The organism is Proteus hauseri ATCC 700826, from assembly GCF_001654965.1.
GTDB classification, from domain to species: domain Bacteria; phylum Pseudomonadota; class Gammaproteobacteria; order Enterobacterales; family Enterobacteriaceae; genus Proteus; species Proteus hauseri.
The window spans coordinates 21717-45455 of record NZ_LXEV01000037.1 but is presented as its reverse complement, the minus strand read 5'-3'; the positions used below and the strand labels follow the sequence as shown (position 1 = coordinate 45455).

Below are 23739 nucleotides of genomic sequence, written 5' to 3'. Positions count from 1 at the left end.
ACATTGTTACGGGTAACAAATAGAGTTGCAATACTCTTGATGCAGCAAACGTAACATCTGTGATCAACATCAATTTTTTCTTGCTGAAACGTAACAGTTCTTCAACATTCAATAAAAATTGGCTGATAAAGATTAAAAATAAAGAATGAGAAGCAAATAATTATAAAAGCAGTATGCAGCATATCTTCCTTATGACTTTTATTATTAGTAGTAATAAGGAAGATATTAAAAATCAATCTCTTACGCCACCATATTCACGACTTACCTGTTTAGCCGCTTTAATTACAAGTGCGCCCAATTCAGTAATACGAGAATCAGTCATTCGTGATACCGGGCCTGAAAGTGAAATTGCGGCAAAAGGCTGATGGTGTTCATCATAAATACAGGCACCAATACAACGTAAACCTAATGCATGTTCTTCATCATCAAAAGAGAATCCTTGTTTGCGAGCTTGTTCTAAATTCTCTTTCAATGATGATGGTAGGGTTCTTGTGTGAGGGGTATAGGCCATCAACCCTTTTTTCTGTAGTAATGGCAGTAATTTGTTTTCTGGTAAGGTCGAAAGAAAAGCTTTACCTGCGCCGGATGCATGCATAGGTAATTTTCCACCAATAGGTGCCGACATTCTCATTAACGCATTACATTGCACTTGGTCGACAATAACCGCATCAAATTCAATTTGATCTAGAATTGCTAAATTAACGGTTTCGCCAGAGTCTTCCATTAACTGGCGCAAAATTGGATGCACCATAACTAAAAGATTACGAGTTTGCAGAAAACTACTACCAACAATAAACGCGTGAGTGCCTACAACCCAAAGTCCTAAATCACCTACTTGGCGCACAAACCCATGTTGTTGAAGTGTAGTCAATAAACGATGTGTTGTTGAATTAGGTAATCCAGCTTGGAAAGCAAGATCAGTTAAAGCAATACCACCAGGAGATTCGGAAATATATTCCAATAACGTTAGGCCACGACTTAATGATTGAACGGGCCCTCCTTGTGCAGTGCTTTGAGTAGCAGGTGTTTTCGTCTTACGAACTTTTTTATTTGTAGGGGAGACTGTCATGCTTACACTCCAGAAATGCTGTCCATATTAAGCGCTATTATGAACTATATAGTGTAATAAAACTCCTCTGATCTGTGTGTTTTTGTAGGTTATCGCACATTTCGATGGATATAAAACTAGATTAATAAGTTGAAAAATAATGAATCGTTATTATCAATATTAAAATTGGTGTTTTTATCTTTAAAAAAATGGATTAAATAGATTTCTTATAATTTAAATAATCCTTTTTACACCTATTAAGTATATTTGATTGGAAGATTTTCAATTACCTATAAATAATTCACCTATTGGTTGTTTCATTTTTATTTTCTATAACTAATAAATATTTTTAAATAATACGAATAAGCAATTTTAATAAGGATAACTTAGGGTTGTCCTTTTTTCGTTATCAATAATTTTATAATGAAGATGAAAATCTCTCATCTTTGTCTTAGAAATCTTTATAAAAAGATATGGTAGGATAAAAAAACAACGAAATAAAAATAACAAAAGTAGTCTTTTTACGAGGACAATAATGTGGCAAGCATAACTCAACAACTTACTACGGCATTAAAACAACGGATATTAGTGCTTGATGGTGCAATGGGTACCATGATCCAGCAGTATAAATTAAATGAAGCCGATTATCGTGGCGAGCGATTTGCTAATTGGTGTTGTGATGTAAAAGGTAATAACGATCTTCTTGTGTTGACTCAGCCTGAAATTATCAGTGATATTCACGATGCTTATTTCAAAGCCGGTGCTGATATCATTGAAACTAATACATTTAATGCAACGTCTATTGCCATGGCTGATTACCAAATGGAATCACTATGCGCCGAGATTAATGAACAAGCCGCTCGTTTAGCCAAAAGTAGCGCAAATAAATGGAGCGCTTTAACGCCGGAAAAACCGCGTTATGTTGCTGGTGTTTTAGGGCCAACAAATCGCACAGCATCTATTTCTCCTGATGTAAATGATCCTGCTTTTCGTAATACTTCTTTTGATAAGCTGGTGGTTGCTTATCGAGAAGCTATTCGCGGATTAGTAAAAGGTGGTATCGATTTAATTATGGTGGAAACTATTTTCGATACACTCAATGCTAAAGCTGCTATTTTTGCGATTAAAAGTGAATTTGAAGCACTTAATATTGATCTACCTGTGATGATTTCTGGCACTATTACCGATGCATCAGGAAGAACGTTAACAGGTCAAACGACAGAAGCGTTTTATCACTCATTGCGTCATGCAGATGCGCTCTCTTTTGGCTTAAATTGTGCTTTAGGTCCTAAAGAATTACGCCAATATATTCAAACACTCTCACAAATTTCTGAAACTTATGTCAGTGCTCACCCTAATGCTGGGTTGCCTAACGCATTTGGTGGATATGATTTAGATGCGAAAGAAATGGCCGCAGAAATTAAAGAGTGGGCTGAAGCCGGATTTTTAAATATTGTTGGAGGTTGTTGTGGAACAACACCTGAACATATTTATGCGATTTCTCAAGCTGTAAAAGATATTCCGCCAAGACAATTACCAAGTATTAAAAAGGCTTGCCGCCTTTCGGGTCTTGAGCCATTAATTATTGATGAAAATTCGCTATTTGTGAACATAGGTGAAAGAACCAACGTAACAGGTTCTGCCAAATTTAAGCGCTTGATAAAAGAGGGACAATATCAAGAAGCGCTTGATGTAGCACGCCAGCAAGTTGAAAATGGTGCCCAAATCATTGATATCAATATGGACGAAGGCATGTTAGATGCCATTGAAGCCATGACTCGCTTCCTTAATATGATGGCTGGTGAACCCGATATAGCCAAAGTTCCGGTGATGATTGACTCCTCTAAATGGGAAGTGATTGAAGAGGGATTAAAATGCATTCAAGGCAAAGGAATTGTTAACTCCATCTCGATGAAAGAAGGTGAGATCCCTTTTCTTGAACACGCTAAATTGGTACGTAAATACGGTGCCGCTGTTGTGGTTATGGCGTTTGATGAAGTAGGACAAGCTGATACTCGAGAACGCAAAATTGAGATTTGTCGCAGAGCTTATCAGTTATTAACCGAGCAAGCTGGTTTTCCTCCAGAAGATATTATTTTTGATCCTAATATATTTGCTGTCGCAACAGGCATTGCAGAGCATAATAATTATGCTGTTGATTTTATTGAAGTCTGTGCGGATATTAAATCTCAACTCCCTTATGCCTTAATTTCTGGTGGGGTATCTAACGTTTCATTCTCATTTAGGGGAAATGATCCAGTCCGTGAAGCTATTCACTCGGTTTTTCTTTATTACGCAGTGAAAAACGGTATGGATATGGGAATTGTAAATGCGGGACAACTCGCTATTTACGATTCATTACCAGACGAACTGCGTAATGCGGTTGAAGACGTCATTTTAAATCGCCATGAAGAAAGTACAGACAATTTACTCGCATTGGCAGAGCGTTATCGCGGTAGTAAAAGTGATGAGCAAAATCATCAGCTTGCCGAGTGGCGACAATGGGATGTTGAAAAACGCTTAGAATACGCATTAGTAAAAGGCATAACAGAATTTATTATTGAAGATACGCAATTATGTCGCCAACAAGCTTCAAGCCCTATCGAGGTTATTGAAGGACCGTTGATGAATGGTATGAATACGGTCGGTGATTTATTTGGTGAAGGTAAAATGTTTTTACCTCAAGTGGTGAAATCAGCAAGAGTGATGAAACAGGCTGTTGCTTATCTTGAGCCTTATATTCAAGCATCAAAACAAGCGGGTAGTTCAGCGGGTAAAATATTATTAGCAACCGTAAAGGGTGATGTTCACGATATCGGTAAAAATATTGTTGGTGTGGTATTGCAGTGCAATAACTATGAAATTATTGATTTAGGCGTAATGGTACCTTGCGATAAAATCTTACAAACTGCTATTGATGAAAAAGTCGATATTATTGGGCTTTCTGGGCTTATTACACCATCGCTTGATGAAATGGTAAATGTGGCAAAAGAGATGGAAAGGCGAGGTTTTTCATTACCATTAATGATTGGGGGGGCAACTACATCAAAAGCGCACACCGCAGTGAAAATAGAACCTAATTACAGTCATCCTACCGTTTATGTACAGAATGCATCGCGCACAGTGGGCGTGGTTGCAGCACTATTATCGGCAACGCAAAAAGCGGGTTTTGTTGCGAAAACACGTCGCGAATATGAAGTGGTACGCCAGCAATATGCAAGAAAAAAACCGCGCACACCGCCTGTTTCATTAGAAATTGCGAGAGCAAACGCATTACAGATTGATTGGCGAAACTATACGCCACCAAAACCGAATCAATTAGGTGTACAAGAGATAACCGCAAGCATTGAAATATTGCGTGAATATATTGATTGGACGCCATTTTTTATGACGTGGTCATTAGCAGGAAAATATCCACGTATTTTAGAAGACGAGGTCGTTGGTGAAGAGGCGAAACGTGTATTTGCTGATGCCAATGCTATGCTTGATAAACTGAGCGAAGAGAAACGATTAATGCCAAAAGGAATAGTAGGTTTATTTCCAGCTAATCGCTTTGGTGATGATATTGTGATTTATCAAGATGAAAGTCGGCAATCCGAGCTATTACACAGTTGTCATTTACGTCAACAAACAGAGAAAAAAGAGTTTCCTAATTACTGTTTAGCTGATTTTGTGGCACCAGTTGAAAGTGGGGTTGCTGATTACTTTGGTGCTTTTGCGGTAACGGGTGGGCTTGAAGAAGATGCGCTGGCTAATGCTTATGATAATGCCCATGATGATTACAATAAAATTATGGTAAAAGCGTTATCAGATAGATTAGCAGAAGCTTTTGCTGAATATCTCCATCAGCAAGTTAGAACGAAAATTTGGGGATATAGCCCTAATGAAAATCTTTCTAATGACGAGTTAATTAGAGAAAAGTATCAAGGTACACGGCCTGCTCCGGGGTATCCAGCTTGTCCTGAACACACTGAAAAAGCTAAAATCTGGCAATTGCTTGATGTAGAAAATCGCATTGGTATGAAACTAACCGATGCTTATGCAATGTGGCCGGGAGCTTCTGTTTCGGGTTGGTATTTCAGTCATCCTGAGAGTAAATATTTTGCAGTAGCTCAAATTCAAAAAGATCAGGTAGAAGATTACGCTAAACGCAGAGGGATGAGTATCAGCGAAGTTGAACGTTGGTTAGCACCTAATTTGGGATATGACGTGGAATAATCTAATTAATCACATTAAGTTATTATATAAACCAAAGAGATATTACTCTCTCTTTGGTTTTTTTCTGGCAGTTCCCATTAAACCTGTTTAAGCTGTGAGTCTGTATCAGAAAAAAGGATATTATGATGAGCTATACTTTATACCTTCAGCAAACCCCTCCTGCTGGCACTGAGCTTCCTTTTCCTACCTTAGCTAAAGGTACTTATCCATTAAATGAAGTATTAATTAATGCTTTTTTAAATCTGATGCAGTTAACGGGCGCTTTAGATATCGATGCCACTATTGACGATCAAGCATTTGATAAAATCTGGCTAAAAGCTGAAATGACACCTGCTAGAATAGAAGAAGTTGGTGACTATATTTATCATAAAATTCCTACGTCACCAGAGCCTGTTGAAGAAGAAATTCAGCTATTTAAACAAGCAATGAAAGAAGAAGAAGCAATTTTAGCTAAAGAGAGTGAAAAAGAAGGCTGCATTCCTATTTATAAATTTTCCACTAATGATGGTTGGATTATTACTACTAAAGAGTGTGAAATTATCGCATCAACATTAACGGTTAAACTACTTGAAGAGAATCGTGTCTTTGTCGAAAAAATTGCAAAGATGTCTCATCTTGCGCATCGTTCTTTAGAAATTGCGTTAATTGATTTTGGTAAATTTAATCTATTTGCTAAAAAATATGGTGGTTATCGGGTGTATTAAAAATAGAGAATAGGCTTCTTAGAGAAAGAAGCCTTTTTAATAAGTTAAATTTTTTTTGAATTTATTTCTTTTAATTTATCAATATGATTATTGATAGTTTTTAAGATGCTTTCAGAGGTGATAGGCGTGTTTGTTGTCGTTTTTTTATCATTATCATTATAGAGAGACGTAATTTCTTTTAAAACTTCAATTATATCGTCTAATTTTTTATTATGTTCTTGTTTTTTAGCTAAATTTCTTTCTATTTCTGAGATATCTTGTTTATCAAAATATCCTGGTTTTTTAAATTCAATTAATGTTGATAGAGCCGAGTTTTTATTATTAAACTCTTTTCGTTTATCTTCAAATGATTTTTTCACATCCAAGCTTTCTAATTTACTCATTAATTTATTAAAATAAAGTTTATGTTCCTTTAAAATAAAATTTAAAAATATCTCAATTGTTTTGATTTTTTTCTCTAAAGTGTCAACTTCATTTAATAGTTCTTTTTTAATCAGGTTTTCATATATAAAGTCTCTCGTTTTACTATTTTTTTTATATTTATCTATCTCAAGAGAATTTAATATCATAGTATATCCTTTGATTTGTGGCGCTTCTTTATTTACTTTATTATGAATTTTAATCATTGAATTTAAGTATTCTATATTTATTTCTGATGGTATATATTTTGTTGTTTTTATACTATTGTTTTCTATTTGATATAAGAGATTAAGAGTTTGGTTATTATTTATATTGTTGTTATTAATGGGAGAGTTATAAAGACTGTCAATTTTTGTTTTTATTTTTTCTAAATTTGCTTTTGAAACGAATGTTTTATTGGCGGTCTTATTTATAGTGCTATATATATCTAGATTATTACTTATTCTCATTGGGATTATTCCATTAATTACATGAATTTTTTATTTTAATCAAAGAAAATAAAGTAACTTCAAAACTTATGCCATTTATAAAAATAAGGTTAAAAAATAACAGAAAAATAATTACTTATCTCTCTGTTATAGATAGGAATAAAATGATTAATTAAAACAACGTATCATGCAATTTACGTACAATATTATCGGCGTCTTTGCCATCTACTAATAAACAAAGATTATGTGTACTTGCGCCGTGGGTGATCATACGAATATTGTAGTTTTCTAATGCGCCAAAGATTTTAACGCCTAATCCATTCACTTGTGATAAGTCGTTACCAATCACTGCGACTAAAGCTAAGTCTTCTTCAACTTCAACACGACACAGGGCTGAAAGCTCAGTTAATAATGCATTGGTTAAGAGACTTCCTGAAGAGCTTGTGGTGCCGGTTGTATCTAGCGTTAAAGCGATGCTTACTTCTGATGTGGTTATTACATCAACCGAAATATGGTGACGCGATAAAATAGTAAATATCTCAGCTAAAAAGCCACGTGCATGAAGCATTTTCAGGCTGTGTAATGTGAGTAAAGTTTGTTTTCTACGCAGTGCAATAGCGCGAAAAACAGGTGGGTTTTCAGTTTGTGCACAAACCAATGTGCCACCTTCTTCTGGGGCTTTACTTGAACCTACAAAAACGGGAATACCACTGCGCACAGCCGGTAATAGCGTGGCTGGATGCAATATTTTAGCACCGAAGGTAGCCATTTCAGCGGCTTCATCGAAGGCAATTTGGTCGATTCGATGTGCTTGCGGCACAATTCTTGGGTCTGTACTGTAAATACCAGGAACGTCAGTCCAAATATCCACTCGACAAACGCCTAACGCTTCGCCAATTAATGCTGCGGTATAGTCGCTACCGCCCCGACCTAATGTCGTGGTTCGTCCTTTCGATTCTTGACCTATAAAGCCCTGAGTCACAATTACCGTTTCTTCTAGACGTGGTTGAATTAAGCTTTGTGTGAGTTGGGTTAATTGCGTCATATCAGGCTCTGCATGACAAAATAGGTCGTTAGTTTTCATTACTTTTCTGACATCAAACCAATCTGCACGCACGCCTTTTTCACGTAATAGTTCAACAAAGAGTAATGTTGACATTAATTCACCGTGGCTGACTAACTCGTCTGTTAATGCATCAGAAGTTGCTAATGAGGCCGCCTCTGACAACATTTCAATATTCTCAAGTAGTCGATTTATTTCTTGAGAAATAATTTCAGGCTGAGATAGCTGGTTGATAATGGCATACTCAATATCACGCACTTGCTTAAGTAATTTTTCTCGTTGAGATGGTTCAACACCTGCTGCCAGTTCAATTAATAGGTTAGTGATACCCGCAGAAGCCGAAAGAACCACAACACGCACTGACTTTTGTTTCAGGATAATATCTGCACATTTTTCCATCGCTGAGTAGTTTGCGACACTTGTGCCACCAAATTTAGCAATAGTGTAAGGCGAAGAAGAGGGCATAGCAGTATTATCGGTCATTGTCGTATTCCTTTAGGCAAAAATGAGATGTTGGACACAATTAGAAATATCGGTTATTGAATAGAGAGTCAATGCAGAGTGAAGAATAATCAATTTAATTAATAATCACTCGATTATTATCGTTTTTACCTATGTTAGTAATTAGTACTAGAATTACTGGATGCTTTTGACCAATATCATCAAATGAGAAAGAATAGACTGTAACTATTAAATGTCAGGCTACAATCTGATGAGATTAGATTGAAACCTTAAGAGAGTATTGTGAATGAAAAATGTAAACCCAACTCATACCTTGGCATGGAAGGCATTAGAAGACCATTTTTCAGTGATCAAAAACACTGAAATGAAAACATTGTTTTCACAGGATCCATCTCGCTTTGAACGCTTTTCCAAAATGTTTTCAGATCAAATTCTAGTGGATTTTTCAAAAAACCGAATTACGGAAGAAACATTAGAAAAATTACAGGCTTTAGCTAAGGAATGTGATGTTGCTGGCGCGATAAAAAGTATGTTTGCTGGTGAAAAAATTAACTGCACTGAAGATCGTGGCGTATTACACACTGCATTACGTAATCGTAGCAATACCCCAGTGATTGTTGATGGTAAAGATGTCATGCCAGAAGTTAATGCGGTACTGAATAAAATGAAAAAATTCAGTGAGCGTATTATTGGTGGTGAATGGAAAGGCTATACAGGTAAAACAATTACTGATGTAGTCAATATCGGGATTGGCGGATCAGATTTAGGCCCTTATATGGTGACGGAAGCGCTGCGCCCATATAAAAATCACCTTACTATGCATTTTGTTTCTAATGTTGATGGTACGCATATCGCAGAAACATTGAAAAAATGTGACCCAGAAACAACACTATTCTTAATCGCCTCTAAAACATTTACAACACAAGAAACCATGACTAATGCGCATTCAGCAAGAGACTGGTTTTTAGCATCAGCAAAAGACAGTGCCTTTGTTGCCAAACATTTTGTCGCGTTATCAACGAACAGTACTGAAGTTGAAAAGTTTGGTATTGATACTGCGAATATGTTTGAGTTTTGGGACTGGGTTGGTGGTCGTTATTCATTATGGTCAGCTATTGGTTTGTCTATCGCTCTTTCCGTTGGTTATGATAATTTTGAGCAATTATTGGAAGGTGCCCATGCAATGGATAACCATTTCCAAACGACAGCTGCTGAAAATAACCTACCAATGATCCTCGCGCTGATTGGCATTTGGTATAACAATTTTTTTGGTACAGAAACTGAAGCGATTCTGCCCTATGATCAATACATGCATCGTTTTGCAGCCTATTTCCAACAAGGCAATATGGAGTCAAATGGTAAGTATATTGATCGCGATGGTAACGCAGTTAACTATCAAACTGGACCTATTATTTGGGGTGAACCAGGAACTAATGGTCAGCATGCGTTTTACCAATTAATTCATCAGGGTACAAAAATGATCCCTTGTGATTTTATTGCGCCTGCAATTAGTCATAATCCATTAAGTGATCACCATGCTAAGTTGATGTCTAACTTTTTTGCACAAACAGAAGCACTGGCTTTTGGTAAAACTCGTGAACAAGTTGACGCTGAATTTGCCGCAGCAGGAAAAGATCCTGCAACTATGGATTATGTTGCACCCTTTAAAGTTTTTGTAGGTAATCGCCCGACAAACTCTATTTTACTGAAAGAAATTACCCCTTATTCACTGGGCGCATTAATTGCGATGTATGAGCATAAGATTTTTGTTCAAGGCGTTATTTTTAATATTTTCACCTTTGACCAATGGGGGGTTGAGTTAGGAAAACAATTGGCTAATCGAATTCTTCCTGAATTAAAAGGTAAGGAAAGTGTTAACAGCCATGATAGCTCAACAAACAACCTAATTAATCGTTATAAAGCATGGCGTTAATAAAATAAAACGAGTGTATGTAATAGGTTAGATAAAAGGAGGTTTATATAACCTCCTTTTTTTCTTATTGGAAGTTGTTGGATAATTTTCTGTTCTTAGCTATTTTTTAGGTTATTTATGCGAAATGTTATTAGCTTTTAACTTCCAGTAGTCACATCATGATATCCTTAAGGCATAATGATTCACAAAGTTAGGATCATCAACGTTTGATGATGAAAGAATGCTCAAGAAATCAATAATTACCCATATACCTATCCATTGGCTATCTAGTGAGGAACAATCTAATGTCGAAGAAGAGACATTAAGTTGGTTAATGGAATTAGGCTCAATGACTCGGCGTTTTGAGCAGCATTGTCAAAAAGTCACGGTAATGCCTTATCAAGAAGGATTTATCGATATTATTGAACCCGATGATGAGAAAGCCTGTTTACCTCAAAGTCGGCGCTATTGGTTAAGAGAAGTTGTGCTGTGTGGTGATGAAGTGCCTTGGTTGTTAGGACGTACTTTAGTACCAGAAGAGACACTGACAGGTGAAGATCGCAAACTTGTGAATTTGAGAACGGTTCCTCTTGGGCGCTATTTGTTTCAGGAAACGGCACTAAGTCGTGATTTTATTCATATTGGGCAACAAAATGGGTATTGGTTACGCCGTTCTCGTTTCCAGCTTTCAGATAAACCTTTATTATTAACCGAGGTATTCTTACCAGCATCACCAGTGTATGAAAAGTAGTTAAGGGGAGCTAAAAATTGGAGGGAAGTATGACGCACAATAAATGGCAGGCATATAGCCGTTTAATGCGTATAGATAAGCCTATCGGAGCGCTATTATTACTTTGGCCAACTTATTGGGCTTTATGGATTGCCGCAAAAGGCTTTCCTGATTGGCATATCCTGATTGTATTTACTATTGGTGTGTTTTCTATGCGTGCCGCTGGGTGTGTAATAAACGACTTTGCTGACAGAAAAATTGACGGCAGTGTTGAACGAACTAAAAACAGACCCTTACCTAGTGGAGTCGTAACAGAAAAAGAAAGCAAAATAATCTTTATTGTTTTGGTTCTTTTTTCATTTGGATTAGTGCTGACATTAAATACGATGACCATTTGGTTATCTGTTGCTGCATTAGCGCTGGCATGGTTTTATCCCTTTGTAAAAAGATTCAGTAACTTACCTCAACTTATTTTAGGTATGGCATTTGGTTGGTCAATTCCAATGGGATTCGCTGCTGTTTCTGAAAGCTTGCCTTTTGTATGTTGGCTGCTGTTTTTGGTCAATATTATTTGGTCAGTCGTTTACGATACACAATATGCAATGGTTGATCGTAATGATGATTTGAAAATTGGCGTGAAATCTACTGCGATTTTATTCGGTCATTACGACAAAATTATTATTGGTATTTTACAATTAATAATGTTAGCGCTATTAGTGGCTATCGGTATTATTTTAAACCTAAAAGGTATCTATTATTGGTCTCTTTTATTGGTTACAGCGCTGTTTATTTATCAACAAAAACTTATTGCAGAGCGTGAACGCGCCCCGTGTTTTCAAGCCTTTATGAATAATAACTATGTTGGCTTTGTTTTATTTGCGGGTATTGTATTTAGTTATTTTTAAGTTGAGTTTACTGCTAACTATTAGTGATTTATAAAATAAAAAGGGATAAGCCACGGCTTATCCCTTTTACTTTTTATTAGATTAATATTGTCGCCAAAATCAATCTATATAAGCAATTATTTATCAGCTTGCTTTGGTCGTCTCTTTATCTTCAGGAATTGCTGTATTGTTATCTTCAGCAATGCCTACGCTTTCAATAGTTAAACGAATTTCAGGTGACATCAATTTCGCAATCACTTGGTAAAGCGCAGAAGCATCTGCCTTTAGGATATCTTCATTATCGTTGAGATAGCCTTCTTCGCGTAGCGTCGAGACTAATGTTGAGAATACTGCCTTATCAAAGAATTCAGGTGCATTAATACCATGCAACACGGAAAGACGCTGAGCCAAGATACGACTCTCTTTTTCGAGTAAAGAACGACTGATTTCTGGTGCGAAATTCAGTAAAGAGAGGGTAATGCCATAGCGTTGTAAGGTTTCTCTCACACTGGCCGCTAAAAGTTGTAATGGACGAATACGTGCTGGATTGATACGTAGTAAGCCATCATTATCACAACTAATAAGACGCTGGCGACACAGTTCTGCAATCAGAGTATTAATGACTTCAGGAAGTTCTTCCTTTTCATAACGGATAAATAGTTCCGACTTGATAAGAGGAAAAATTAACTCAACCTGTTTCATTAAATCATCACGATGGATACGTTCGTGGTGCAGAATAATACTGGCGATCAATGACGGAGTTATCACCAAGTGAATCGTATTATTGCGATAATAGGTCATTAATACCGCACTTTCGCGAGGAAGCACCACAATATCGCCAAGGCTGTCTTTTTCGACTTGGAATTTATCTGTTTGCAGCGCATGTTCTAATAATGCTTCAGCATTTTTATCAGAAACAATCATATCGCTTGAATATGGAACATTGCGCAACAGTTGAAGATAACTATCGATTTGCTCTAACAGCTGTTCTCTGGTGAGTGCACGCTGACGCGATGCTAGTAGTGCTGTTGAAACGAGATTAATCGCATTAATCGATGCCGCGTTGTTAATATTCACCATAATGTTATCAGCCAACGAGCTTACCGCTGGGTTTAACCAGCTTGGGCGTTGTGGCTCGATAGGATCAATATCGTCACGCCATTGTGGCACAACTTGATTAAGATATTGTGCTACAGAAATAGGTTCACCAAAGTTAACATAGCCTTGACCCAGATTACGCAATTTACGTAACCCTTTGATCATCTGCATAAAGCCTTCTTTTTCTTTAGTTGCACCACGTAATTCTTTGGCATAAGTAGCCACTTCCATAACGTGTTCATAACCAATATAAATAGGCACTACAGAAATAGGGCGAGTTTCACCACGTAACATGGCTTGAACAGTCATTGAAAGAGTTCCTGTTTTAGGATCTAACAATCGACCTGTTCGTGAACGTCCACCTTCAACAAAATATTCAATAGAGTATCCACGAGAGAATAGCTCACCTAAATATTCACGGAAAATGGTGGAATAAAGCTTATTGCCTTTAAAGGTTCTTCGTATAAAGAATGCCCCTAAGCGGCGAAATATCGGGCCTGCTGGCCAGAAGTTAAGGTTAATTCCTGCTGCGATATGCGGTGGTACTAACCCTTGATGATAAAGTACATAGGAAAGAAGCAAGTAGTCCATATGACTACGATGGCAAGGTACATAGACAATTTCATGTCCATCTTGCGCCAATTGGCGAACACGTTCAGCGTTGTAAACGTTAATACCTTGATAGAGCTTATTCCATGTCCAGCTTAATACTCGGTCGCTAATGCGCACGGCTTCATAAGAGAAGTTAGCAGCAATTTCTTCCATAATATCAGTGGCATTTTTGCGAGCTTTATCCAACGAGATTTTTTTCGCTTTTGATTCATCTTCAATTGCTTTTTCAATGGCTTTTGATGCCAATAATTTATTGAAGAGATCTTGGCGCGCTGGCAGTTTAGGACCAACCGCAGCGAGGCGTTGGCGAGAAAAGTGAATACGAGCAACACGTGCAAGTTTTCTCGCTATACTGGTATCAGTGCCATGTTCATTTGCCATATCTCGCATCGAGACGGTTGGCGAGAAACGAACGAAGCTATCTCGACCAAGCCACAGGATCGCCATAAATTTCTGGATCCCATTGAGCAATCTTAGGTGAGGAACGCCATTATGACCTTCTCGACCAGGAGATCGACCAAACATCACAGAAACAGGCAACATCTCTATATCAAGATGAGGGTTATTGCGATGCGCATCGAGATACGCATGAAACGTTTTTACCGAGTCTTTACGCGGATCTGGTGAATAATAGCGAAAGAGTCTTGGGCCATCATCAATAAAGACGTAGGCAGGTAATTTGGTTCCGCTAATGTCTATTGGCTGCAGTGGATCAGGCAGGCCTAAAGACAAACATTGCTGTCGTAATGTAAGTAAGTCAGCCTTAGAATGATAAGGCAGAACATAAAGGAAAGATCGCGACGTATCTAACCCTAATTCTGTGATAGGATTAGTCGGGACTCGCTTGCTTTTTACCAGTAATTTTAGTGGTAAATTCAATGTGTTATAATATATTTTACGCCAAGCTGACATAAATAGTTGTAGCCTCTTATTAGCAATACTTTGAAAGCATAACAGAAAGTCTTTCTGAGATCTGTGGTGCTGTGACAATATTAATAGAGAAAAGTGGCAAAATAATAGTTTGTTTTCGATAGAGTTTATTATGGCTAATCAAAATAAAGGTTTTACCCGGATCATAAAAGCGGGTGGTTATTCATACAAGGGCATTCGTGCAGCATGGCTTAATGAAGCTGCATTTAGACAAGAAACCGTTGTAATGTTAGTGGCAATTATCCTTACATTTTTCATTGATGTCAGTGTGCTAGAGCGCATTTTACTCATCGGTTCCGTCGTGCTGGTGGTTATTTTAGAACTGGTTAATAGCGCAATAGAAGCTGTTGTAGACCGCATTGGCCCTGAATACCATGAACTTTCAGGACGAGCCAAAGATATGGGCTCTGCCGCCGTTCTTATTGCTATTATATTGGGATTATTTACTTGGGGAACTATTCTTTGGGGGCATTTTTTCTCTTAAAGGTAAAAAAGTCGGTTTTAGCCTGAAAATAATCTAAAGATGAGTGTTTTATATTCATTTGTGGTTCCAAATCTGCATATACCTGTATATACTCACAGTCTGACTGTATAAACAAACAGGGGGCGGAATGAAAGCATTAACTGCAAGGCAGCAACAGGTTTACGATTTGGTTCGTGATCACATTTCGCAAACGGGTATGCCACCAACACGGGCTGAAATAGCTTCTCAACTTGGGTTTCGCTCACCAAATGCGGCAGAGGAGCACTTAAAAGCTCTTGCTCGTAAAGGCGTGATAGAAATTATCTCTGGTGCATCTAGAGGTATCCGTTTGCTACTAGAAGAAGAGCCAGATGGCTTGCCATTAATTGGGCGAGTTGCTGCTGGCGAACCTCTTTTAGCGCAAGAACATATCGAAAGCCATTATCAAGTAGATCCTGCATTATTTAAGCCAAGTGCAGACTTCTTATTACGTGTTAATGGTATGTCGATGAAAGATATTGGTATTATGGATGGCGATTTACTTGCTGTGCATAAAACCCAAGATGTACATAACGGACAAGTTATTGTTGCCCGCATTGAAGATGAAGTTACGGTAAAACGCTTTAAGAAAAGCGGTAATAAAATTGAGCTTCATGCAGAAAACCCTGAGTTTTCACCCATTATTGTCGATTTACGTGAACAAAGCTTTACTGTTGAAGGTTTAGCTGTAGGTGTTATTCGTAACGGTGAATGGTTATAATTTGTACCAAAGTAAGTCAAAACAACTTATTTTATAAAAATGCAGATGATGTGTTTATTCACTAAATCATCTGCATTTTTTGTTTGTTCTAAACGCTATCAACGTGGCTTATAGTCGCCCGTTTTTCTATGTTTAAGATTTTCATCAATACTATGGTCATGATGACAACCTTCAGGATGTGTACACTCTTGTGCTTCATGGCATTGTGAACATAAGCCGTGAATTTCAATCACACTATGGCGTAAATGAAAACCACCATCCTTTGCTAAAATTGCTATTGCATCTTCGATTTTATGGCTGTTTTTTTCAGTAACAGATAAACAGCGATCACAAATCAACATCACCGAAGTGTGCTCAACATCATCAAAATGATGACACAGCACATAACTATTGGTGGATTCTATTTTATGGATAAATCCCTGCTCGAGTAAAAATTCTAGCCCGCGGTAAACCGTTGGCGGTTTTGCTTGTGGCTCAATTTGGCGTAGTAAATCCAATAAATCGTAGGCGCTGATAGCAGAAGGTTGCTGCATGATCAGACGCAATACTGCCAGACGTTGTGAAGTCAGGCGAACACCTCGTTTCTGGCAGATCTTTTCTGCCTGAGCGAGCAATTTCTCTTCATTCATGGGGATAAGATGCTCTCAGACGTTATTAATTGCCCAGATCCTACCATATTTTTCAAGAGTAAACCTTTGTGTAAAGTGGGGTTTTATGAAAATAACTTTGCTTGTTTATTTTTTTGTTACACATTGTTTATTGGCATTTTATTTGGATAAAAAAGCAGTTTTGTATTTGATTTGGATTATAAATGTGAATGATGTGTGCTTACTTTACACACCTAGTATAAGGCTGCTTTATTAGGTAAAGCGCTTTATATAAGAAAAAATATAATTTACTAATTATAAAAAACCCAGCGACAAGCTGGGCTAATTCTTTACGAACCAGTTCTTAGATAAATCTATCAGAACGGAATATCATCATCGAAGTCGATAGGGGGTTCGTTGTTTTGTGCTGGGGCAGCAGGTTGTTGAGCTGGGCGAGATTGCGCGCCACCACCACTAAATTGTTGTGATGCTTGTGGCTGTTGTGGTTGACCCCAACCGCCTTGGCTACCTTGTGAAGGTGCGTTGTCTTGTCCTCGACCGCCGCCACCTAACATCTGCATGGTGCCACCGATATTAACGACAACTTCAGTGCTATATCTGTCTTGACCACCTTGGTCTTGCCATTTACGAGTTTGTAATTGGCCTTCGATATAAACTTGTGAACCTTTGCGCAGATATTCGCCTGCAATTTCAGCTAACTTGCCGAAAATTACCACACGGTGCCACTCGGTTTTTTCTTTCATTTCACCGGTTTGTTTATCGCGCCAGCTTTCTGAAGTTGCCAGTGTCAGGTTTGCTACTGCACCACCACTAGGCATATAACGGATTTCTGGATCCTGCCCTAAATTACCGATAAGAATAACTTTGTTTACGCCTCTGCTCGCCATGTGCGGTACTCCTGCGAAAGTAAATTTTTTGAAATCATAAGCGAATAAGTTTATCACGTACGCTAAAATTTGAATATGAACTTGATGAATTTCTCATTTGAGGAGATCGTCGAGATTTTATGTTTCAAACCGTGCGTTTACATTATCATCAAGTTTCACTTTATATACTGTATATCCATTCAGTTGGTTTTGTGTAATAATAATCCGATTATTTCTTTTTCGGCGACTCTCTTAATCCGGGATATGTTCATGGATAAAATCGAAGTACGGGGCGCTCGCACCCATAATCTAAAAAATATCAATTTGGTCATTCCTCGCGATAAACTTATTGTTATTACGGGGCTTTCTGGCTCAGGTAAATCTTCTTTAGCCTTTGATACCCTCTATGCTGAGGGACAGCGACGCTATGTTGAATCGCTTTCAGCTTATGCACGTCAGTTTCTTTCATTAATGGAAAAGCCAGACGTTGATCATATTGAAGGTTTATCACCCGCTATTTCGATAGAGCAGAAATCGACATCACATAACCCGCGCTCTACGGTGGGTACTATTACTGAAATTCATGACTACTTGCGTCTATTATTTGCGCGAGTTGGTGAGCCTCGTTGCCCTGATCACGATATTCCATTGGCGGCACAAACCGTCAGCCAAATGGTAGATAACGTTTTAGAACAACCAGAAGGTAAGCGCTTAATGTTGCTTGCCCCAGTTGTTAAAGAGCGAAAAGGTGAACATATCAAGTTGCTCAATAACCTTGCTACACAAGGTTATATTCGTGCTCGTATTGATGGCGAAGTGTGTGATCTCTCTGATCCACCAACACTAGAACTACAGAAAAAACACACTATTGAAGTAGTTATAGATCGTTTTAAAGTACGAGATGATCTGACTCAGCGTTTAGCGGAGTCTTTTGAAACCGCATTAGCGCTTTCTGGCGGCACTGCTGTTATTTCTGATATGGACGATAACAACGCCGAAGATATTGTTTTCTCTGCTAATTTTGCTTGTCCAGTGTGTGGTTATAGCATGAGCGAATTAGAACCTCGTTTATTCTCATTTAATAACCCAGCGGGTGCTTGTCCTACTTGTGATGGCTTAGGTGTACAACAATTTTTTGATCCGGAATTAGTCATCCAAAATCGTGAAATTTCCCTTGCTGGTGGTGCGATTAAAGGCTGGGATCGTCGTAATTTTTACTATTTTCAGATGTTACGATCTTTAGGTGAACATTATCATTTCGATGTTGAAGCGCCGTTTGATTCACTGCCAGATAATATCCAAAAAGTGGTTTTAACGGGTTCAGGCAAAGAGAATATTGAGTTTAAATATACCAATGATCGTGGTGATGTGGTTGTTCGTCATCATCCATTTGAAGGTGTATTAAATAACATGGAACGCCGTTACCGCGAAACAGAATCAAGCGCGGTACGTGAAGAACTTTCTAAATATATTAGTAATCGTTCTTGTACTTCTTGTGGTGGTACACGTTTGCGCCGTGAAGCACGTCATGTGTATGTTGAAAACACGACACTGCCTGAAATTGCTGATTACAGCATTGGTCATGCGATGACCTTTTTCCAAAATTTAAAACTTAGCGGTCAACGCGCTAAGATTGCTGAAAAAGTGCTGAAAGAAATTGGTGACAGACTTAAATTTTTAGTTAATGTCGGTTTAAATTACTTAACGCTGTCGCGTTCTGCTGAAACTTTATCGGGCGGTGAAGCGCAACGTATTCGCTTGGCAAGCCAAATTGGTGCAGGTCTTGTGGGTGTGATGTATGTATTAGATGAACCTTCAATTGGGTTACATCAACGAGATAATGATCGCCTACTTGAAACACTGATCCACTTGCGCAATTTAGGTAATACCGTGATCGTGGTTGAGCATGATGAAGACGCGATCCGTGCAGCTGATCATGTCATTGATATCGGGCCAGGTGCGGGTGTTCATGGTGGTGAAATTGTTGCTCAAGGAACACTAGAAGACATCATTAATAATCCCGATTCACTCACGGGTAAATTTTTAAGTGGTGAACGCCGTATTGAAATACCCAAACAACGAGTACCTGTTGACCGTGAGAAAATGCTCACTATTTTAGGTGCTAAAGGGAATAACCTACAAAACGTTAATTTGAAATTACCTGTTGGATTATTCACGTGTATTACTGGTGTTTCAGGTTCAGGGAAATCAACGTTAATTAATGACACGTTATTCCCTATCGCACAGCGCCAATTAAATGGTGCAACCAATATCATTCCCGCACCTTATTTAGATGTTGAAGGACTAGAGCATTTCGATAAAGTTATTGATATTAACCAAAGCCCAATAGGACGAACTCCTCGTTCAAACCCTGCAACTTATACTGGTGTATTTACGCCTATTCGTGAGTTATTTGCAGGAGTGCCTGAATCTCGTACTCGTGGTTATACACCGGGTCGCTTTAGTTTTAACGTAAAAGGCGGACGTTGTGAAGCTTGCCAAGGCGATGGTGTTATTAAAGTTGAAATGCACTTTTTGCCAGATGTATATGTACCTTGCGATCAATGTAAAGGTCAACGTTATAACCGTGAAACTTTGGAAGTGAAATATAAAGGAAAGAATATTCACGAAGCGTTAGACATGACTATCGAAGAAGCAAGAGAATTCTTTGATGCCGTACCTGCTTTAGCACGTAAATTACAAACGCTTATTGATGTCGGGCTTTCTTATATTCGTTTGGGACAATCAGCCACAACACTTTCTGGGGGTGAAGCTCAGCGAGTCAAACTGGCGAAAGAATTGTCAAAACGTGGTACAGGGCAAACGCTATATATTCTGGATGAACCCACAACGGGACTTCATTTTGCTGATATTGAACTGTTACTTGAAGTGCTTCATCAGCTGCGAGATCAAGGTAATACCATTGTTGTGATTGAGCATAATCTTGATGTTATTAAAACGGCTGACTGGATTATCGATTTAGGGCCTGAAGGTGGTAGCGGTGGTGGACAGATTTTAGTATCAGGTACACCAGAAAAAGTCGCTGAGTTTGAAGGCTCACATACAGCAAGATTCTTGAAGCCAATTTTAGAACGTGGTTATTAATAACTAACTTAGTTATTCCTTTATAATCTAAGCGCTACAGACTGTCAGTCAATGACATTATGTAGCGCTTTTTCTTTCAAAAAAATCAAAGCAATATTGTAGAATTTAATTCTCCTAGAAAAACGTCCCTTTCTGCCGATAATCCTCTTCATATATTTTTATCATCTAAATGCGCTTTTTTTATGAAAAACAAATTAAATAGTTAAATATGCTGTTTTTTAACTACACATTAACTAAATACGGTAGAAAGATGTTAAATAGAAAAGATTATCATAGGGTATCGTGATAGACAGCACAGTTTATTTAGGGATTTGTTTCAATTGTTATACTTGACTAATATTGTATAACAATAGCAGGTTTGCCAATATTATCATGTGGTTATGTTTTTATAAGGGTTGCAGTAAGTGGAAGGTTATTATTTACTGTTCTCTTTGAACAGATAATCCTACTTTTCTCCTTACAAGAGAAAACTTTTCCAATTCATTTCTGTCTATCACGATTTATAACAACTTTTTTCTCCGTAATATTCCCTATCATTTAGCCATAACTAGAAATACCTGCAAGCTGTAAGGTTATTGTGTCATCGCAATATGAAAATACCTTTTTTTACCCCCAAATTCGTTTTGCTATTTACAATTACAATATAAAAAGTGAGTACTAACATGGAAACGGCTTCCTCAAAAACAGAGACAACAAGCTATCCCGCAACTAGTGCTGGTGCACGCCGCGCAGGTATGACAGAAGAACAATGGCGCGCAGCAATTAAATTCGACAGCAATGATGTGGGCTGGGTCATTATGAGTATCGGTATGGCTATCGGTGCAGGTATTGTGTTTTTACCTGTTCAGGTTGGCTTAATGGGATTGTGGGTTTTCTTACTTTCATCGGTTATCGGTTATCCAGCAATGTATTTATTCCAACGTTTATTTATCAATACGTTGGCAGAATCTCCAGAATGTAAAGACTATCCGAGTGTTATTACCGGTTACCTTGGTAAAAACTGGGGTATTTTATTAGGTGCGCTTTACTTCGTTATGCTAGTGATTTGGATGTTTGTTTATTCAACCGCTATTACTAACGACAGTGCTTCTTACCTACAAACCTTTGGTGTGACAGAAGGTTTATTATCAGAAAACCCATTCTATGGTCTTATTTTAATCTGTGCATTAGTGGCTATCTCTTCTCGTGGTGAACAATTATTGTTTAAAGTATCCAGCTTCATGGTACTTACTAAGCTGCTTGTGGTCGCTGCATTAGGGATCTCAATGATTGGTATGTGGCATCTTTACAACGTTGGTGCGTTACCACCAGCAGGACGTTTAATTAAAGAAGCGATTATTACACTGCCATTTACACTCACTTCAATCCTATTTATTCAAACATTAAGTCCAATGGTGATTTCTTACCGTGGCCGCAATAAAAATCGTGAAGTTGCTCGTCATAAAGCATTGCGTGCAATGAATATCGCCTTTGGTGTGCTGTTCTGTACTGTATTCTTCTATGCAATCTCATTCACTTTAGCGATGGGTCATGATGAAGCGGTTAAAGCTTACGAACAAAATATTTCTGCTTTAGCAATTGCTGCAAAATTCTTCCCTGGTGGTTGGGTAACGGTTGTTAGCGTAATGCTAAACATCTTCGCAGTAATGACTGCATTCTTTGGTGTTTACTTAGGTTTCCGTGAAGCAACACAAGGGATTGTGATGAACATCCTTCAGCGTTATATTCCCGCTGAAAATATTAACCAAAAATGGGTACAAAACGGCATCATGATTTTCGCTGTGCTATTAGCATGGGGGGCAATCATCCTTAACGCACCTGTACTGAGCTTTACTTCAATTTGTAGCCCAATCTTCGGTATGGTGGGTTGTCTTATCCCTGCTTATTTGGTTTATAAAGTACCGATGTTGCATAAATACAAAGGTGCTTCACTTTACCTGATTATCTTTACTGGTTTACTGCTCTGCATCTCTCCGTTCTTGGCATTCTCATAGTCGCCAGCTTCGGTTTTATCAGGAGTTGTTTTTAGAAACTACAATTAATCCAAGGTGTTAGGTTATGAGCCAGAATAGAAATTCTCATTTATGGTCACAGTTTGTTCGTCAATTACGTGAAGGTGTGAAACCCGCAGTAGGTTGTACTGAGCCGATTTCGTTAGCACTTGCAGCCGCGAAAGCCACTGCATTGTTAGGTGAGCCAGTTATACGTATTGAAGCATGGGTTTCGCCAAATCTAATGAAAAACGGAATGGGCGTAACAGTGCCTGGAACGGGAATGGCCGGTTTGCCTATTGCGGCTGCACTTGGTGCCACAGGTGGAGATCCCGAAGCAGGATTAGAAGTTCTGCTAAAAGCCTCTCCCGATGCAGTAGCGCAAGCTAAAACACTAGTTGCTCAAGGTAAGGTTACAGTGGGTGTGAAATCACCTTGTGAAGACGTACTTTACTCTGAAGCTAAAGTGTATGGCCTGTCTGGTTATGCAACAGTCAGTATTGCTAGAGAGCATACACATGTTGTTCGTTGCGAATGCAATGGCAGCGTTGTTTTTGCAGAAGATAAAACATCGCTAACAAATGATAGTCAATGTGCTAGTAATAAACCTTTTACTGATGTTTGTGCAGAAGATATTTATCAATTTGCGCTGAATGTTCCGGTAAGTGATATCGAGTTTATGCTCGATGCTGCTCACTTAAACGGTGCATTATCAGAAGAAGGGCTTCGTAATGCCTATGGATTAGCTATTGGTCGTACCTTAATTTGTCAGCAGGAAAAAGGTTTATTAGGTAAGGATTTACTTAATGAAATCATGATACGTGCATCTGCTGCATCTGATGCGCGAATGGGGGGCGCTGTATTGCCTGCAATGAGTAACTCAGGATCGGGTAATCAGGGTATTGCAGCGACATTGCCTGTAATGGTTGTTGCCGAATTTATTAAGGCTGATGATGAAACTCTATTACGTGCATTAGTTTTATCACACTTAATGGCGATTTATGTTCATAGTCATTTCCCTCCACTTTCTGCTCTTTGTGCTGCGACTACCGCCTCAATGGGAGCCGCCGCAGGGATGGCATGGTTACTCACAAAAGACTTTAATACCGTCAGCATGTCTATCAACAGTATGATTGGCGACATTAGCGGCATCATTTGTGATGGTGCTTCTAATAGTTGTGCCATGAAGGTATCGAGCAGTGCTGCGTCAGCTTATAAAGCTGTCTTAATGGCGATGCAAAATCAAGGTGTTGCAGGAACTGACGGAATTGTGAGTGATGATGTCGATAGCTCAATCGCAAATCTTTGTGCATTAGCAACTCATGCTATGCAACATACAGATATTCAAATTATTGAGATCATGGAAGAAAAAGCACGTCGACATGCTGGGGAAAATAAGCAAGCTATCAGCCTATAATAGATTAAAAGCCTAAAGTG

Annotated in this window: 16 protein-coding genes; 10 read left to right on the top strand and 6 right to left on the bottom strand. The window is 38.3% G+C overall.

All coding sequences use genetic code 11. From position 1 onward, the window contains the following. Positions 1-232 precede the first annotated feature (232 nt). A complete protein-coding gene (gene iclR, locus M997_RS16940; protein ID WP_064721294.1) occupies positions 233-1069 on the bottom strand; it encodes a glyoxylate bypass operon transcriptional repressor IclR in 837 nt (278 codons plus the stop codon). Between the two features lie 516 nt (positions 1070-1585). Here iclR and metH point away from each other — a divergent pair. After that, positions 1586-5266: a methionine synthase gene (gene metH, locus M997_RS16935; RefSeq protein WP_064721293.1), complete on the top strand. Its 3681-nt coding sequence runs from the start codon at positions 1586-1588 to the stop codon at positions 5264-5266. Positions 5267-5391: 125 nt separating this feature from the next. After that, the gene (locus M997_RS16930) at positions 5392-5970 is read left to right on the top strand and encodes a hypothetical protein (RefSeq protein WP_064721292.1); all 579 of its coding nucleotides are present in this window, start codon (positions 5392-5394) and stop codon (positions 5968-5970) included. A gap of 44 nt (positions 5971-6014) precedes the next feature. Here the strand turns inward: M997_RS16930 and M997_RS16925 are convergent, their stop codons facing one another. Together M997_RS16925 and lysC are read right to left on the bottom strand one after the other, a co-directional pair. Continuing rightward, complete coding sequence (locus M997_RS16925; protein ID WP_064721291.1) at positions 6015-6839, bottom strand: hypothetical protein; 825 nt, start codon at positions 6837-6839, stop codon at positions 6015-6017. 151 nt (positions 6840-6990) lie between these two features. After that, a complete protein-coding gene (gene lysC / locus M997_RS16920; RefSeq protein ID WP_064721290.1) occupies positions 6991-8364 on the bottom strand; it encodes a lysine-sensitive aspartokinase 3 in 1374 nt (457 codons plus the stop codon). Between the two features lie 265 nt (positions 8365-8629). Between lysC and pgi the strand changes: the two genes are divergently transcribed. The 3 genes from pgi to ubiA all read left to right on the top strand — a co-directional run bounded on the left by pgi (position 8630) and on the right by ubiA (position 11890). Further along, on the top strand, positions 8630-10276 hold the full coding sequence (gene pgi, locus M997_RS16915; protein ID WP_064721289.1) for a glucose-6-phosphate isomerase: 1647 nt from the start codon (positions 8630-8632) through the stop codon (positions 10274-10276). Positions 10277-10496: 220 nt separating this feature from the next. Then, positions 10497-11006 carry a chorismate lyase gene (gene ubiC, locus M997_RS16910; RefSeq protein WP_064721288.1) on the top strand — a complete coding sequence of 170 codons (510 nt, stop codon included), beginning with the start codon at positions 10497-10499 and terminating at the stop codon, positions 11004-11006. A 29-nt stretch (positions 11007-11035) separates the two neighbouring features. Next, positions 11036-11890, top strand: a complete 855-nt coding sequence (gene ubiA / locus M997_RS16905) for a 4-hydroxybenzoate octaprenyltransferase (RefSeq protein WP_064721287.1) — start codon at positions 11036-11038, stop codon at positions 11888-11890. 123 nt (positions 11891-12013) lie between these two features. On the opposite strand, the gene plsB is transcribed toward ubiA, so the two are convergent. Then, positions 12014-14491: a glycerol-3-phosphate 1-O-acyltransferase PlsB gene (gene plsB / locus M997_RS16900; RefSeq protein WP_064721286.1), complete on the bottom strand. Its 2478-nt coding sequence runs from the start codon at positions 14489-14491 to the stop codon at positions 12014-12016. A 130-nt stretch (positions 14492-14621) separates the two neighbouring features. Between plsB and M997_RS16895 the strand changes: the two genes are divergently transcribed. Both M997_RS16895 and lexA read left to right on the top strand, forming a co-directional pair. Beyond that, positions 14622-14993: a diacylglycerol kinase gene (locus tag M997_RS16895; RefSeq protein WP_064721285.1), complete on the top strand. Its 372-nt coding sequence runs from the start codon at positions 14622-14624 to the stop codon at positions 14991-14993. 127 nt (positions 14994-15120) lie between these two features. Then, positions 15121-15732: a transcriptional repressor LexA gene (gene lexA, locus M997_RS16890; protein ID WP_064721284.1), complete on the top strand. Its 612-nt coding sequence runs from the start codon at positions 15121-15123 to the stop codon at positions 15730-15732. A 98-nt stretch (positions 15733-15830) separates the two neighbouring features. On the opposite strand, the gene zur is transcribed toward lexA, so the two are convergent. Both zur and M997_RS16880 read right to left on the bottom strand, forming a co-directional pair. Further along, positions 15831-16361: a zinc uptake transcriptional repressor Zur gene (zur, locus tag M997_RS16885; protein ID WP_064721283.1), complete on the bottom strand. Its 531-nt coding sequence runs from the start codon at positions 16359-16361 to the stop codon at positions 15831-15833. 335 nt (positions 16362-16696) lie between these two features. Then, a complete protein-coding gene (locus M997_RS16880) occupies positions 16697-17227 on the bottom strand; it encodes a single-stranded DNA-binding protein (RefSeq protein ID WP_064721282.1) in 531 nt (176 codons plus the stop codon). A gap of 249 nt (positions 17228-17476) precedes the next feature. Here M997_RS16880 and uvrA point away from each other — a divergent pair, with 249 nt between their 5' ends. The 3 genes from uvrA (at position 17477) to M997_RS16865 (ending at position 23719) form a co-directional block, all read left to right on the top strand. Beyond that, positions 17477-20311, top strand: a complete 2835-nt coding sequence (gene uvrA, locus M997_RS16875) for an excinuclease ABC subunit UvrA (RefSeq protein ID WP_064721281.1) — start codon at positions 17477-17479, stop codon at positions 20309-20311. A gap of 662 nt (positions 20312-20973) precedes the next feature. Beyond that, on the top strand, positions 20974-22305 hold the full coding sequence (locus M997_RS16870) for an SLC5/6 family protein (protein WP_064721280.1): 1332 nt from the start codon (positions 20974-20976) through the stop codon (positions 22303-22305). Between the two features lie 64 nt (positions 22306-22369). Next, positions 22370-23719 (top strand): L-cysteine desulfidase family protein, encoded by a 1350-nt coding sequence (locus tag M997_RS16865; protein ID WP_064721279.1) that lies wholly within the window; start codon positions 22370-22372, stop codon positions 23717-23719. Positions 23720-23739: the final 20 nt, after the last annotated feature.

Coding starts and splice junctions, on each gene's coding strand:
- iclR (WP_064721294.1), bottom strand. CDS start 1,069: ATGACAGTCTCCCCTACAAATAAAAAAGTTCGTAAGACGAAAACACCT.
- M997_RS16930 (WP_064721292.1), top strand. CDS start 5,392: ATGAGCTATACTTTATACCTTCAGCAAACCCCTCCTGCTGGCACTGAG.
- M997_RS16925 (WP_064721291.1), bottom strand. CDS start 6,839: ATGAGAATAAGTAATAATCTAGATATATATAGCACTATAAATAAGACC.
- lysC (WP_064721290.1), bottom strand. CDS start 8,364: ATGACCGATAATACTGCTATGCCCTCTTCTTCGCCTTACACTATTGCT.
- pgi (WP_064721289.1), top strand. CDS start 8,630: ATGAAAAATGTAAACCCAACTCATACCTTGGCATGGAAGGCATTAGAA.
- ubiC (WP_064721288.1), top strand. CDS start 10,497: ATGCTCAAGAAATCAATAATTACCCATATACCTATCCATTGGCTATCT.
- ubiA (WP_064721287.1), top strand. CDS start 11,036: ATGACGCACAATAAATGGCAGGCATATAGCCGTTTAATGCGTATAGAT.
- plsB (WP_064721286.1), bottom strand. CDS start 14,491: ATGTCAGCTTGGCGTAAAATATATTATAACACATTGAATTTACCACTA.
- M997_RS16895 (WP_064721285.1), top strand. CDS start 14,622: ATGGCTAATCAAAATAAAGGTTTTACCCGGATCATAAAAGCGGGTGGT.
- lexA (WP_064721284.1), top strand. CDS start 15,121: ATGAAAGCATTAACTGCAAGGCAGCAACAGGTTTACGATTTGGTTCGT.
- zur (WP_064721283.1), bottom strand. CDS start 16,361: ATGAATGAAGAGAAATTGCTCGCTCAGGCAGAAAAGATCTGCCAGAAA.
- M997_RS16880 (WP_064721282.1), bottom strand. CDS start 17,227: ATGGCGAGCAGAGGCGTAAACAAAGTTATTCTTATCGGTAATTTAGGG.
- uvrA (WP_064721281.1), top strand. CDS start 17,477: ATGGATAAAATCGAAGTACGGGGCGCTCGCACCCATAATCTAAAAAAT.
- M997_RS16870 (WP_064721280.1), top strand. CDS start 20,974: ATGGAAACGGCTTCCTCAAAAACAGAGACAACAAGCTATCCCGCAACT.
- M997_RS16865 (WP_064721279.1), top strand. CDS start 22,370: ATGAGCCAGAATAGAAATTCTCATTTATGGTCACAGTTTGTTCGTCAA.